Origin of the sequence: Legionella sp. km772, from assembly GCF_003989735.1 — a bacterium.
GTDB lineage: Bacteria > Pseudomonadota > Gammaproteobacteria > Legionellales > Legionellaceae > Legionella.
In genome coordinates, this window is the sequence record NZ_RZGQ01000012.1 from 1 (window position 1) to 13,989 (window position 13,989).

A 13,989-nucleotide genomic window follows, 5' to 3' on the forward strand; every position below is an offset into this window, starting at 1 on the left:
AAACTCATTTAAATCACTTTGCTATTAAGTACAAATTGATTCTTAGAGCGAACCAGATTGCTTGGCAGGAGCTTAAAAATATGGCAGCTTAAAATTGACCGTGCGTAACATGAGTTAATAATAAAATAGTCTATACTGCCTTGATCTTGAAAGGATAACAAGCCCATAAGTGTTCCATCATGAAGCTCAGCGAATCGAAACTACACTTTAATAAAAGCCCCCTCTTAGTTTTCTTTAGCTGTTTATGAGCAAACCAAAGTGCACAGCAAGACCCAATATTGTCAGTCTTGCGTGGCCGGATATTAATACATATCTTTATGGACGGGGAAATGCTGTAAATCAGCGGATTCAAATATTTTGCGTTTCTCCATAGTCCCCTGATTCAAAATTTGCACCGCGGCCAGCGCATCCTTCTGCCGAAGACTTGCTGCTTTATTTATCCAAAACCAAGCCTTTCTTCTATCCTCAATCACGCCTTGACCATAATAATACATGTAACCTATCGCATATTGCGCATCTGGTTGGCCTTTTTCTGCCTCTGGTTTCAAACGAATAAACGCACGTCGATAATCTTGAGCTCTAAAACTTTCAATCCCTTCCGTTAAATTTACATTTCGACATCCGCCTATTAACGCAGTGGCCATTAATAAGATTACAAGCTTATATTTATACTTCATATGAATCAGTCCTCATTCCTTAAAGGCTTGGCTATGGGTTCAAATATTAATTCTGTTTTTGGTAAGCTTACACTTTCTAAATTTCCATTATGTTCAACCAAAATACCACCTAGCATAATTTTTTTAATTAAGGCTCCTCCAGGAATTTTATCGTCTACTTTATAATTTTTTTCTTCGCCATTAGCTAAGCGAATTATCACTTGCGAATTTTCAGAAGTATTTCCTAAAAGGATTCCTACCAAAGTAATGTTAAGCATCGATTTTTTCACATTATTACTGTTTAGATCATTCGATACATAAACTCCAAATAAGGAAGAATGTAAAAGAGCATCTAAGGAGTTTTTAGGAGCTTGTCTAATAATTTGCTCATTGGTAGACGCAAGCCCTGGGGTCTCCGAAGTCCAAAATAATTTAGAAAACTCAGCCAGCGTTAATAGGGAAAATAGAGAAATTAAGCTGATTATTAACCATCTTGCATGTTTTGCAGATAAAAAATAAGCCAGATCTAATTTCATGCGTTAATTGTCCCTCAAAGTGATAAATTAGGAATAAACAATAGGTCTTCATCCTAGCATAAAATAACTAGCTTTCGAAACTTAAGAAAAAAGAACAACAAAATGGTATTTTCTTGCATCAATAAGCATCCCTCTCTAGAATATCATTTAATTTGAACGATGCTTATTGAATGGTTATTTCCTGAGAAGGCAAGACTTAAAAGGAAGCTTAAATGCTCAATAAACTTTCAATATATAACGGCAAGCCCAATTTAACTTAAAGCTACAAAGCCAGACTTAATAAGGATTTTAAAAATGAACAACCTTCACTTTGATACGCGCGCCATTCATGCAGGACAAGAGCCCTGCCCTCATACTGGTGCTGTAATGACGCCCATTTATGCCACATCTACCTACAAACAAATCGCACCTGGTCAACATTTAGGGTATGAATATTCACGCACCCATAATCCTACTCGTACAGCCTATGAAGCCTGTGTCGCCAGTCTTGAATCGGGAAAGCATGGTTTTGCCTTTGCCTCTGGAATGGCTGCCATAAATACGGTCATTGATTTATTAAATGCCGGTGATCATGTGATTGCTATGGATGACTTATATGGAGGTAGTTTCCGTTTATTTGATAAAGTTAAAACGCGAACTTCTAATCTCTCTTTCTCTTTTGTCGATATGTCGAAACCTGAACTTATTGAAGCAGCAATTACCCCTAAAACCCGCTTAATTTGGCTCGAAACCCCATCTAATCCCATGTTAAAACTTGCTGATTTACGCAAAATCGCAGAACTTGCTAAACGGCATAAATTAATTTCTGTCGCGGATAACACGTTTGCCACCCCATGGATTCAGCGCCCCATTGAATGTGGTTTTGATATCGTATTGCATTCTGCAACTAAATACTTAAATGGCCACTCTGATGTAATAAGTGGTGTAGTAGTCGTCGGTGATAACCAGGACTTAGCAAGCCAAATTGGTTATTTACAAAACTCCTGCGGTGGGGTAGCAGGACCCTTCGACAGCTTTTTAGTTTTAAGAAGTTTAAAGACCCTGTCTCTACGGATGGAGCGGCATTGTGAGAATGCAAATCATTTGGCGCATTGGTTAAGTAGGCAGCCGCAAGTCCAAAAGGTTATTTATCCAGGTCTTGCGAGTCACCCACAACACAGCCTTGCTAAAGAGCAAATGCATCGATTTGGCGGAATGATCTCAATGGTAATTGATGGTGGTATTGAAGGGGCAAAGCGCTTTTTATCACGTTGTGAATTATTTACTTTAGCAGAAAGTTTAGGTGGGGTTGAGAGTTTAATTGAACATCCTGCTATAATGACCCATGCGTCTATACCCCCGGAACAAAGAAAAGCACTGGGAATAGAAGATGGTTTTATCCGTCTTTCTGTAGGGATTGAGCATATAGATGATTTACAAGCAGATTTAAATCATGCTTTTGGTTAACGTAGTACCTTGGAGTTTTGTTAATGTCTTTATCAACTAAAATTGGAAGCCAGTTACATGCGGTACTGGCTGTATTTATTTTAATTATTACCACCACCTTATGCTTTATACCTATCTTATTTATAGGTCTTTGCAAACTTATTCCAATTAAAAAATGGCAAGACTTATGTACGCGGGCGGTAGATTACGTCTCTATTCTTTGGTGCGGGATTAATAATTTATATGTAGATAAGGTACAGAACTTAAAACTAGACATAACTGGGCTTGAAAATTTAGATCGAAAAAGCTGGTATCTGGTAGTTGCCAACCACCAAAGTTGGCTCGATATTGTGGTTTTACACCGCTTATTTAATCGAAAAATACCCGTGTTAAAATTTTTTATTAAAGATCAATTAAAATGGGTACCTTTATTAGGGTTTTCTTGGTGGGCAATGGGCTGTCCTTTTATGAAACGTTACAGCAAAGAATACCTTGCTCGCTACCCACATAAAAAGGGAAAAGATTTGGTCTCCACCTATAAAGCCATAGAGGCGTTTAAAAGAACTCCGGCCTCAGTAATGAATTTCATTGAAGGTACGCGTTTTACCCCAAAGAAAAAGCAACAACAACAATCGCCTTATAACCATTTACTAAAGCCCAAAGCTGGCGGCATCAGTTTTATTATTAGTTCAATGGGGCAACAAATTACGAGTTTATTGGATGTCACTATTGTTTACCCAGAAAAAAATCATTCACTCTGGGATTTTCTTTGCAAAAAAGTCCACTCTGCAAAAATTTCAATCAGGAAAATACCCATTCCCGCTCAATTTATGTCCAAACAATTATTAGAAAATTCAGAAATCCATAATGAATTTAAAGAATGGCTAAATGAACAATGGGCCGAGAAAGATAGACTTATTGCCTCTTTAAAATAATGCCACCGATAGGCCTTAACAAAAGGAAAACACTCATGAGCTCATTAGAAACTATAATTGAACAGGCGTTTGAAGACCGGCTTAATTTATCTCCTAGCAATGCTAAACCTGAACTACTGGCTGCCGTCAACGAAGTCTTATCTTGTTTAGATAGTGGCCAATTCCGTGTAGCTGAAAAAATTAATAATGAGTGGGTAGTTCATCAGTGGATTAAAAAAGCCGTCTTGCTTTCATTTAAATTATTTCCCAATGAAATAGTAGATAGTGGCTTTTGTCAATTCTACGACAAGGTAGCCCTCAAATACCAAAATTATAGCGAAGAACAATTCAAACAATCAGGAGTAAGGGTAGTTCCGCACGCGATAGTTCGTCGAGGCGCCTATATCGCTAAAAACACTATTCTTATGCCCTCTTATGTCAATATTGGTGCCTATGTTGATGAAGGTGTTATGGTGGATACTTGGGCTACGGTGGGCTCTTGTGCGCAGATAGGAAAAAATGTCCATCTATCCGGTGGAGTTGGAATCGGGGGTGTTTTAGAGCCACTCCAGGCAAGCCCGACCATTATTGAGGATAATTGTTTTATCGGAGCCCGTTCAGAAGTAGTTGAAGGCGTTATTGTTGAACGCAACTCCGTAATTTCAATGGGTGTTTATTTAGGCCAAAGTACTAAAATATATAATCGGCTAACTGGCACTATAAGCTATGGGCGGATTCCCGAAGGCTCGGTAGTCGTTTCAGGCACACTACCTAGTGAAGATAAAAGCCATAGTTTGTACTGCGCCGTTATTGTTAAGCAAGTGGATGAAAAAACCAGAGCCAAAGTCAGTATTAATGAATTACTAAGAGCAAATTAAATGAAGACTATCAAGGAAGTTCTTGCTCGATTAATTGCGTTTTCCTCAATTACTCCTGCTGATGAAGGCTGCCAGGAGTTTATGATGGACTATCTTAAACAATTAGGGTTTACCTGCCTTCCTTTAAATCAACCTCCTGTCTCCAATTTTTTTGCCTACTATGGTGAAAGCGGCCCTTTACTGGTATTTGCAGGACACACAGACGTTGTACCTATCGGTGAGGAGCACCAATGGCTGACTAATCCTTTCCAGCTGACAGAAAAAAACGGTATGTTATATGGCCGTGGTACCGCCGATATGAAGGGAAGTCTTGCTGCCATGTTGCTAATGGCAGAACGCTTTGTTAACAGCTTCCCTAATGCTTATGGACGATTAGGCTTTTTAATTACTAGCGGTGAAGAAGGTGATGAATTTCTCTTAGGTACCCCTTATGTAATGCAACAACTCGCAGAGCGAAATATTACTATTGATTATTGTATTGTTGGTGAGCCGTCAAGTACTGCCCGCGTAGGTGATGTTATTAAAATTGGCCGACGAGGTTCCTTAAGCGCTAAACTTCACTTACAAGGGATCCAAGGTCATGTGGCCTATCCCCATCTCGCAGAGAATCCTATCCATAAATTAAGTTCAGCCCTTGCCGAATTTAGCACTATTCAGTGGGATAAGGGAAATGCTCATTTCCCGCCAACGTCGATGCAAATTACCTACCTTAACTCTGGTGGCCATGCTAGTAATATTATTCCTGGTGAGCTGCAGATGCACTTCAATTTCCGTTATTCAACCGAACAAAGCGAACATGGTTTAAAAGAGCAAGTTGCCTCCTTATTTAGCCGTCATGGGCTACACCCCAAAATAGAATGGCGTTTAAGTGGCATCCCTTTTTTAACCAGTAAAGGTTTACTATTAAATGCTTGTCAACAAGCTATTCGCGAAGAAGCTGGAATTGAGACTGAATTATCAACCAGCGGTGGTACCTCGGATGGCCGTTTTATTGCTCCTTATGGGGTAGAAATTGTTGAATTAGGTCCGGTTAATGCGACTATTCATCAAGTGAATGAGTCTGTTTCTTTAGCTGATTTAGAACTGCTAGAAAAAATTTATTTCTCTATAAGTGAACGATTATTAAGTGGTCACTCAAGTTAAGGAATTTATATTATTCAATTACTCTGTAGCTGACAAAAAATCTGTCATGTACAGAGATTCAATTAACCAGGCCTTTTTTAATTTTCTAAGTTTATGATATGATCAATTTCATTTTAGGTTATAATTTTGATCGTTTTAGTTGAAGATAGCCCTTTAAATCAAATGCTTTTGAAACAGGCCTTAGCGAGAGTATTAAAAGGAAAACAAGCATTAACTTGTTTTGCAGAAGGTGAGGCAGCAATTTCTTTTATAAAAAAAAACCAAGAAATTATTAAGCTTGTTATTTTAGATGGAAATTTATCTCATAAATATTTAGCTAATAAAAAAATCGATGGACCAGATGTCGCGCTTCATATTCCCTTGCATATTCCGGTAGTTGTGTGGACCGATGATCCAAGTATGATTGATAGATTTAACAAGATATTCCAACATAAGAAATTTGCTTATAAAGCCTTTCTTGATAAACAAATAAGTATTGAGCAGCTTGCGGAAGTATTAAAACCCCTAAGCGGCACCCTGTCAGACAGTAAGCAATTATCACCCAATGAAGTTAGGGAAGCGTTAAGTCCGCGCCTTGCGCACCACTAAACCTATTAACTTTTAAAGATGATAACTATGAAGGTGGCTCTATGAATTATAGTTATAATAGAACATAAACAAACTGTAGATATAGCTATCCAATTTACCCCCCCCATTAATTAACTCTACTTAAGGAGCGTTCAATGAGTAAATTCTTTAATTGTACTAAGGGAATTTTACATAAAATTGAATCCTATGCAGGAGCCGTGAAATTTAACGGAGCAGGATGTGTCAAGGTAAAGGAACCACCTTCTGATGATTCTCTGGAATTGGAACCTGAAAAATTAAGACGGTGCAATGCCGGCCCCGGAACCTTATTCTTTTCAACAGATAATAGAAGGCTAATTGAGGGTAATTACTCACTCGACCATCCTACTAATGCTGATTTAATAGCAGTCCAAGAAACACGGATATATCGCTAGCTATTTTAGACCGGAGATAGTATTTTTATGCTATCTTCAATTTAATTTGCTTCAATTTAATTTGGGGTTGTTTGAGATTTAGCCTTTATCATCCTGACAAAGGCTTGTCCTCTTTTTATTAGTAAGCTAAGCTCAATCTAAAGTTAACCTAGCTCTGCTTCAATCACCGAATTTTTCTTCTTAAAAGGCACTATAGAACTATCCCCAAGCGCTGCTTTATCATTAACAATCTTAGTTACAGAAGCATCAGACCAAACATTCAATGCTGTTTCTAGCATATCAATTAAACCGTAGAAAGGTAAAATAACTCCCATTAAAGTGATAGGCACATTCATGCTTGACAGCAAACTAACACTTAAAAAGAAACATCCCATGGGAACGCCAGCATTTCCTATTGCAGCAATCGTTGCGATGAATACCCAAAGCCCCATTGTTCCTAAACTTACAGCCATACCATGACTTTGCATTAAATAAATGACGGTGGCGAAAATAAAGGCGGCACAACCATTCATGTTAATACTGGTGCATAAAGGTAAAACAAAGCGGCTGATTTCAGGTTTCACCTGCAAGTTTTTCTCAATGGTATTCATCGTTACCGGTAAAGTACCTACTGAAGATTTAGAAAAGAATGCGACCGATAAGGCTGGAATCATTGCTTTCATCGCAGCAAAAGGACGGACCCCATTCATTTTTAGCCACAAAGGTAAAACGACAAAACCTTGAATTAAATTAGCGAGAACAATAATTAATAAATACTCACCGATCCCTTTAATATCCATCCCGGAGCGTAATTGCACCACTGTTGAGGTGATAAAACCAAATAAACCAATAGGTATTATCGCAATAATCCAACGTGTCATTACGAGAAACATGCCATGTGCCCCTCGGAAAAACCGCACTAAGGTCTCACGCGACTCCTCTTCTGGGATCTGGCGTACAGCAAACCCAACAACAATACTTAATAACAAAACCCCCATTACTTGCTGCTCTAAAAAGGGAGACAACAAATTAGTTGGTATAAGATTCGCTAAATAACCTAAATAGCCCAAATTACTGCTCGAATCTTTAGCATGGGCAGCTAAATTCACTTGTACCGTACTGGGATTGATAATCAAATACAAAATACAGCTGATAGTTGCTGCCACAATAGTAGTCAAAAAAGTATACTTAATAGTCCTTTGCCAAACCGACTTCATGTAGCCGTCAGTTTTATAATTAGCTAAGGTCACAATGATGGATAAAGAAATAATAGGTAAGCTAATGCATTTAAATATTTTTATAAACAAGTCAGAAACTAATAAGCCCAAGTTTTTAAGCACAGCAAGGTCAGACATGCCGCTCGCAATGCCCAGAGCAATCATTAATGCATAAATTAAAGGGGTACTAAAAATTATTTTTTTCTTTGGTTCGTGTGCTGCACACATAATAAAATCCTTAAATAATGAAATTGGAAGGAAAAATTAACAACAGCAGCAACAACAACCGATTGATTGGAAGGAGGACAAAGAAGATAACTGGTGAAACGATAACAAGTTGGATAGCATGAAAAACACCATTATATGATTAAAAAATATACAACTCGAATATATTCTAACACAACTGAATATTTCGTCAAGACCCTAATTGCACTAAGAGTCTCTAAAGTCATTGGACCCACTAATTAGTTTAAAACTAACTCTGTATTAGCTATTTGTTGCTTTAAACGCCTTACACGGTGATAAGCCTCATCTATTCGTTCCATAGAAATCTGCTGGTTGTGCACTAATTGTTCGATACAATCAATTACTTCAGGTGCAGTAGTCGAGCCTAATTGGTTACCAAAAATAACCATGTCAGCTCCTGCATTAAAAGTCAACTGCAGCGCATCTTCCATTGAATAATGCTCGGCTATTGCTTGCATTTGCAAATCATCACTAATGATAACGCCATCATAATTAAGTGTTTTTCTTAACAAATCATTTAGAATTTTATAAGATAAAGTAGCTGGTAAGCCTTCACTGTCTAAATGTCGGTTGATAACATGGGCCGTCATAATCATTACTGGCTTATCTTGCTCTTTTAGGAGCTGCGAATAAGGCACTAGTTCTGTCGATTGGAAGCTCTCCGTTACATCCACAAAACCCTCATGGGTATCGCCTACGGCACTACCATGTCCCGGAAAATGCTTATAGGAACAAGCAATACCGTGGCCATTAAAAATTTCAACAAAGATACGCGCTAGGCGAACAACCTCTTCGGGATTATGAGAAAAACTTCGCCCTAATTTCCCAATTATCCCCTCTTCTTCATTGAGACTTAAATCCACTACTGGAGCAAAATTTAAGTTAAAGCCTAGCGACTTTAAAGTTAAAGCCATTGTGTTAATTTTTTCTTTTAAAAGCTCTGGTGGTAGAAGAGTTAATTCCACCGCTTTACTTGTGCGTGGACAATCAACAATACTAGCTAGGCGATCTACTGCTCCTCCCTCATAATCTATTGCAGTTAGTAAAGTATTAGCGAGGGTGCCTTGTTCAGAATAGTGATTTAATTGTTGTAGCAATTTTTTAATTTGATTTTTGTTGATTAAATTTTTTCCATAATGACCTGTATGTAAATCTTTATCAAAAACTAAAACACCGCCTAAGCCATCGTTCAATAACCATTGAGCTATGGGGCTTTGCTCATTAATTTCTGTACCTTCGAAGCCCATAATTAATAACTGACCAATTTTCTTTCTCAAACCAATCAATTGATTGCCCCCTGATTTATTTATACTCAGACTCTTTACTACCTGCTGAATCTGCATTTTTCTCGAATAATACACAAAGACTAAGCTTAATTCCACGCCTATACCCTTCTTCTTTCCATTACGATAAAAGTTAGGGTATTTTTTTCGGAGGAATGGCAGGAATAACAGTAAAATCACATTGGCAATTATTCGTTGCCTGAGGAGGGGTAGGAACTAGAGAAAAATCAGCCGGATAACAAACAGATACATTCCACGCGCTATCCCCTGGGTTAATTTGTGCAGGTAAAGACCAAAAACGTTGTGCAGGGTAAGTTTTACCAATATCCTTTTGCCAAAATACCGGGGAAAAACGGGCGATATACATCAGTTTTTCTGAAACCTCACAATCAAAGGTTTGTCTAGCCCAGGATTCACCCTTGGGAATATTTACTGTGGTGATTATCCCACCTGTGCTGGAGTTAATGATATCAACAGACACATTATAGTCTTGCCAACAATTGTCTTTAGCTAGGGTCATATAACAAGTAAATGACCAACTAGTTGTGCTCAGTAGCAAAGAAACAAATACGACTAGGCTTATTCTTTTCATTTAGAATACCTTTTATGTCTTAGATATAGATAAATTTTAGTAAAAGAATAGGAATAAGTGAATGAATAATTATAAATTTATGGGCTGATGGCATTTATCAGGTCGCCAGCAAGCCCAACTATTAGTAGCTGAAACGATAAGACGATTCAGGCTCAGGCTCTATGGCTTTAGCCAAATTCTCAAGCCCTAAACCAACAGCGAGTAAAGTGGCCGCTAAAGCCCAACCAGCTAAGATTGCCAAACCAGCACCGGGCACGCCTAATGCAAAAGATAAACCCACCGCAATGGCTGAGGTTATGGGAGAGGCAATAAGTAAGGGTATGGGATTTACATTACCGCGAGAAAACATGGAGCCTAAAATAAAGCCAGTCAAGAAGCTATCACGATTTCTTTCGGCAGCAGTTAATAATACTAAATCAATAGAGATTGTGCCCACTACCGCCATCGCGAAAAGGCCACCAGCACCCCCATATTTTAATCCAGTACCAATTATCATGGTAAAATCAGACACGCCCTGTTGGATCGAATTCATTACTGCCATAACTGTCCCTTAATTAAACAAAAACCAGCCATAATACCTCGATGCCAGGACTGTTTCAATAAACTTTACACTTGGTCAAAGGATAAAATTTATTGTTAATGGTTAAAATTGATATTTTATTATTAATGTTTACTTTTAAAGCACAGAGTCTCTTGCTTTTATTTGCCGAGAAGTATAAGCTTCCTCGGATGGAGAGATGGCCGAGCGGTCGAAGGCGCACGCCTGGAAAGTGTGTATACGGAAACGTATCGAGGGTTCGAATCCCTCTCTCTCCGCCAGAAAAGAATCCCAAACTAATAACTCAATAATTAAATAAGATTCACTCAATGTAGCGGATCGAAAGGGATACAGATGAAAATGAAATTACCATTACTCATAATAGCAATTTTATTATCAACCTCATTATTTGCTGATGGTTATTATCCTGAACCAATGACAACTGACCAACCTTGGACTGTTACTGCCAGTATCGGCACTGGACGTTATCAATACCTTCATAATGCAAGCAGTAAAACCGCTTTAGGGCGACTTGCTGTGGGCAGCGATTTTGTGTTAACCGGTGATCTTGCCTGGGGGCTTGAGCTCGGAGTACAAAATGGCAATAAAATGCATCTCGCTATTCCTTATCAAACCCTTGTTCTCCTCCAATGGCTACCTGTAAATACCAGTCTTGGTCCCATGATCGATTTTTTAGTTACAGCCAAAAGTGATCCTCTTATAGGAAGCTCTTTTTTTGCGCAAGTCAAAGGCGGTTTTGCTTATAGAAAATGGCAAATTGAACATCAAGCCATTAATGATATTTCCCAAATTGCTGCAGAAGTTCAAGCAGGTCTTGGCTATCCCATCACTACTTTAGCGAGTTTAAATTTATTATATCAAGGCGTATTTGGTAATGATCCTAACTTAATAATCAATCCCAATTCTAAAACAGGACATCTTACCAGCATCCCCAGTTTGCATGCTGTATTATTCGGGCTTTCTGTTAATATTTAATCCATATAGAAAACAGCCAAGCGAATGAGTTACTTTTAATACATAAAAAATCTGGACAAAAGGTTAATTTTTAGTCACCATTGCTGCCTAAATTTAATCCAGAGGATTTTTATGTTTAACTTTCAAAAAACGGCTCTTATCTTCTCTTTTCTTCTCACAGCTATTTCAATTTATGCTCAAACCCCGGTTAAAAAAATAGCCGATGACAAAGTGATTGAAAATGCTATTTTGGTAGAAGTTAATGCCTATCGAAAAAAACATCACTTAGCACCGCTTAAAATGGAACAGCATATTTCTAATCAAGCTAAAATTCACGCAAGCAAGATGGCGAGCCATCAAACCCCTTTCGGGCATAAAAACTTTTATAAACGGGTAGCTACTCTGCGTAAAGAAGTTACAAATGCCGGTGCTGCAGCCGAAAATGTAGCCTTTAATTATAAGGATGCTCAGGATGTCGTTAAAAATTGGATGTTAAGTCCTGGTCACGAAAGAAATATCTTAGGTAATTACAATCTTACTGGTGTTGGGATTGCTCGTGATGCGCGAGGAAAAATGTACTTTACCCAAATCTTTGTTAAAACTGGCGCTCCCCAACAACAAACTACGCGCTATGCACTAAGGGCCAGACATTTTCCTCAATTGTCTTTTAGCTCAATTTTTAAAAGGACTACTTCATAGGCTTATTCCATCAATTAAAAAATTGGCGAAGAATTTGCTTTGGGTATAAACTCTGAGTACGTTTATAAATTTTATTGCTGCGACAGCTGTCCTTACACTTTCTTTGCAAAAAAATGATATTAAAAAATGGAAGGTCAAGAAAATATAGCCTAATATACAATCATAGACGGCAGAGATTGTTCAGCCAATATCACCAATCGGGAAACCAGATTGCGAGTGCGGTGTGCAAGCTTAGCTCGCACTAAGAAGCCTAAAGCATTCCGGAGGAGTCCACTTTGTGACCTAGGACTGTACTCAATTTTGCTGTCTAATCTTTATCTAAGAGCGTATTGATGCGCTCTTTTCTTTTTATAGCCTTTAACCATCCAAGCCCCCATAAATTTCTATTTTATATCCGGTAGAAAATTTCTCTAAATTACAATAGGATAGTGTATATATTGAGTAAAAAGGACTTTGCTATGATGATTGCAACAATACATGAACAAGGCAACGAAACCCGTGTTGCCATTACCCCTCAGTCGGCAAAACAATACCTCAAATTAGGTTTTACGGTTGCTATTGAGAAGGATGCAGGCCTTGCTGCAGGGTTTACTAATGCAGAGTACGAGCAGGTTGGTGTACAAATACAAGATAATAAGAAAAATTTATTAGCGCAAACTAAAGTTCTTCTTTGTCTAAATGAACCAGATAGCGAACTGATTGGCGAGCTACCCAGAAACTGCCTCATTATTGCCCATGTTGACAATAATACCGATAGTAAACTTATTCAAGCAGCCCTTGCTCAAGGCATCACCATCTTATCAATGAATTTTATCCCTCGGATAAGCCGTGCACAAAGTATGGATAGTTTATCTTCGCAAGCAAACTTAGCGGGTTATCGTGCTGTATTAGAAGGAGTCAATACTTTTCATCGCGCTATCCCTATGATGATGACAGCAGCCGGAATGATTCAGCCCGCAAAAATCCTTATCTTAGGGGCAGGTGTTGCAGGCTTACAAGCCATTGCTACAGCAAAGCGCCTCGGAGGCATAGTCTATGCCTTTGATGTTCGTCGTGCAGCAAAAGAGCAAGTAGAAAGTTTAGGCGCGGAATTTATTGAAGTGGCTCAAGATCAAGACTCGGAAACCAAGGGTGGTTATGCCTCGGAGATGAGCGAGGAATATAAAAAACTACAAGCAGAACTCATCGATCAATACGCCAAAATCGCCGATCTTGTTATTTCTACAGCCCTTATTCCAGGAAGACCGGCACCAATATTGATTCAAAAAAGTACTGTAGAGCAAATGAAACCGGGTTCAGTCATCGTCGATTTAGCTACATCCAGAGGGGGAAATTGTGAGCTTAGCCAAAAAGATAAAACTATTAAACACGGCGAAATCACAATAATTGGTATTTCTAATATGGCAGGGTTAGTCCCCACTACAGCCAGTGAACTTTATGCTAACAATTTGGTTCATTTAATTAATTTATTGACCTCAAAAACTGCAGAACTAAGTTTTAATCCTGATGATGAAATTATTCAACAAGCTGTTCTTTGTCATGAAGGAGCCCAGTTACCATTCCAAAAAGCAAAGGAGAAGCAAAATGCATGAGATTAATACCTTAGGAAACCCCTATATCGCTATTCTCACTATTTTTGTTTTAGCGTGTTTTGTAGGCTATTACGTAGTGTGGAAAGTGACCCCTGCATTACATACCCCGCTCATGTCTGTAACCAATGCCATTTCTAGTATTATCGTTTTAGGTGCGCTTATCGCAGCAGGGACACAATTAACCGGCAGTATTACCTGGCTTGGGGGGTTAGCCATTTTTATTACCTCTATAAATATTTTTGGTGGCTTTGTCGTAACTCAGCGGATGCTACGCATGTATAAGAAATAGACAAATACATTCACGATAAGAAGTTT

17 protein-coding genes and 1 tRNA gene are annotated in these 13,989 nt (G+C 38.4%); 11 read left to right on the top strand and 7 right to left on the bottom strand.

Going from position 1 to position 13,989, the window contains the following annotated elements:
• Positions 1-8 precede the first annotated feature (8 nt).
• From ELY15_RS16030 to ELY15_RS02700, 3 genes are all read right to left on the bottom strand, one after another.
• Complete coding sequence (locus ELY15_RS16030; protein ID WP_158617402.1) at positions 9-167, bottom strand: hypothetical protein; 159 nt, start codon at positions 165-167, stop codon at positions 9-11.
• A gap of 135 nt (positions 168-302) precedes the next feature.
• On the bottom strand, positions 303-677 hold the full coding sequence (locus tag ELY15_RS02695) for a tetratricopeptide repeat protein (RefSeq protein ID WP_127098109.1): 375 nt from the start codon (positions 675-677) through the stop codon (positions 303-305).
• Between the two features lie 5 nt (positions 678-682).
• Positions 683-1,192 carry a type II secretion system protein N gene (locus ELY15_RS02700; protein WP_127098110.1) on the bottom strand — a complete coding sequence of 170 codons (510 nt, stop codon included), beginning with the start codon at positions 1,190-1,192 and terminating at the stop codon, positions 683-685.
• A 294-nt stretch (positions 1,193-1,486) separates the two neighbouring features.
• Here ELY15_RS02700 and ELY15_RS02705 point away from each other — a divergent pair, with 294 nt between their 5' ends.
• The 6 genes from ELY15_RS02705 to ELY15_RS02730 all read left to right on the top strand — a co-directional run bounded on the left by ELY15_RS02705 (position 1,487) and on the right by ELY15_RS02730 (position 6,553).
• On the top strand, positions 1,487-2,638 hold the full coding sequence (locus ELY15_RS02705) for a PLP-dependent aspartate aminotransferase family protein (RefSeq protein ID WP_127098111.1): 1,152 nt from the start codon (positions 1,487-1,489) through the stop codon (positions 2,636-2,638).
• A gap of 23 nt (positions 2,639-2,661) precedes the next feature.
• Positions 2,662-3,552, top strand: a complete 891-nt coding sequence (locus ELY15_RS02710; RefSeq protein WP_127098112.1) for an acyltransferase — start codon at positions 2,662-2,664, stop codon at positions 3,550-3,552.
• A gap of 35 nt (positions 3,553-3,587) precedes the next feature.
• The gene (gene dapD / locus ELY15_RS02715) at positions 3,588-4,409 is read left to right on the top strand and encodes a 2,3,4,5-tetrahydropyridine-2,6-dicarboxylate N-succinyltransferase (protein WP_127098113.1); all 822 of its coding nucleotides are present in this window, start codon (positions 3,588-3,590) and stop codon (positions 4,407-4,409) included.
• Positions 4,410-5,552: a succinyl-diaminopimelate desuccinylase gene (gene dapE, locus ELY15_RS02720; protein WP_127098114.1), complete on the top strand. Its 1,143-nt coding sequence runs from the start codon at positions 4,410-4,412 to the stop codon at positions 5,550-5,552.
• Positions 5,553-5,678: 126 nt separating this feature from the next.
• Positions 5,679-6,140 carry a response regulator gene (locus ELY15_RS02725; RefSeq protein WP_127098115.1) on the top strand — a complete coding sequence of 154 codons (462 nt, stop codon included), beginning with the start codon at positions 5,679-5,681 and terminating at the stop codon, positions 6,138-6,140.
• 134 nt (positions 6,141-6,274) lie between these two features.
• The gene (locus tag ELY15_RS02730) at positions 6,275-6,553 is read left to right on the top strand and encodes a peptidase (RefSeq protein ID WP_127098116.1); all 279 of its coding nucleotides are present in this window, start codon (positions 6,275-6,277) and stop codon (positions 6,551-6,553) included.
• Between the two features lie 143 nt (positions 6,554-6,696).
• Here the strand turns inward: ELY15_RS02730 and ELY15_RS02735 are convergent, their stop codons facing one another.
• The 4 genes from ELY15_RS02735 to ELY15_RS02750 form a co-directional block, all read right to left on the bottom strand.
• Positions 6,697-7,977: a dicarboxylate/amino acid:cation symporter gene (locus tag ELY15_RS02735; RefSeq protein ID WP_127098117.1), complete on the bottom strand. Its 1,281-nt coding sequence runs from the start codon at positions 7,975-7,977 to the stop codon at positions 6,697-6,699.
• 236 nt (positions 7,978-8,213) lie between these two features.
• Positions 8,214-9,281: a glycoside hydrolase family 3 N-terminal domain-containing protein gene (locus ELY15_RS02740; protein ID WP_127098152.1), complete on the bottom strand. Its 1,068-nt coding sequence runs from the start codon at positions 9,279-9,281 to the stop codon at positions 8,214-8,216.
• Positions 9,282-9,411: 130 nt separating this feature from the next.
• On the bottom strand, positions 9,412-9,870 hold the full coding sequence (locus ELY15_RS02745) for a hypothetical protein (RefSeq protein ID WP_127098118.1): 459 nt from the start codon (positions 9,868-9,870) through the stop codon (positions 9,412-9,414).
• 121 nt (positions 9,871-9,991) lie between these two features.
• Entirely contained in the window at positions 9,992-10,411 is a 420-nt protein-coding gene (locus ELY15_RS02750; RefSeq protein WP_127098119.1) for a hypothetical protein, read from the bottom strand.
• A gap of 190 nt (positions 10,412-10,601) precedes the next feature.
• Here ELY15_RS02750 and ELY15_RS02755 point away from each other — a divergent pair.
• The 5 genes from ELY15_RS02755 to ELY15_RS02775 all read left to right on the top strand — a co-directional run bounded on the left by ELY15_RS02755 (position 10,602) and on the right by ELY15_RS02775 (position 13,963).
• Positions 10,602-10,689, top strand: a tRNA-Ser gene (locus tag ELY15_RS02755).
• A gap of 73 nt (positions 10,690-10,762) precedes the next feature.
• Positions 10,763-11,404 carry a hypothetical protein gene (locus ELY15_RS02760; RefSeq protein ID WP_127098120.1) on the top strand — a complete coding sequence of 214 codons (642 nt, stop codon included), beginning with the start codon at positions 10,763-10,765 and terminating at the stop codon, positions 11,402-11,404.
• Between the two features lie 111 nt (positions 11,405-11,515).
• On the top strand, positions 11,516-12,082 hold the full coding sequence (locus ELY15_RS02765) for a CAP domain-containing protein (protein WP_127098121.1): 567 nt from the start codon (positions 11,516-11,518) through the stop codon (positions 12,080-12,082).
• Positions 12,083-12,540: 458 nt separating this feature from the next.
• On the top strand, positions 12,541-13,674 hold the full coding sequence (locus ELY15_RS02770) for a Re/Si-specific NAD(P)(+) transhydrogenase subunit alpha (RefSeq protein WP_127098122.1): 1,134 nt from the start codon (positions 12,541-12,543) through the stop codon (positions 13,672-13,674).
• The gene (locus ELY15_RS02775) at positions 13,667-13,963 is read left to right on the top strand and encodes a proton-translocating transhydrogenase family protein (protein ID WP_127098123.1); all 297 of its coding nucleotides are present in this window, start codon (positions 13,667-13,669) and stop codon (positions 13,961-13,963) included. Before ELY15_RS02770 ends, ELY15_RS02775 begins: the two co-directional genes overlap by 8 nt.
• The last annotated feature ends 26 nt before the right edge of the window (positions 13,964-13,989 follow it).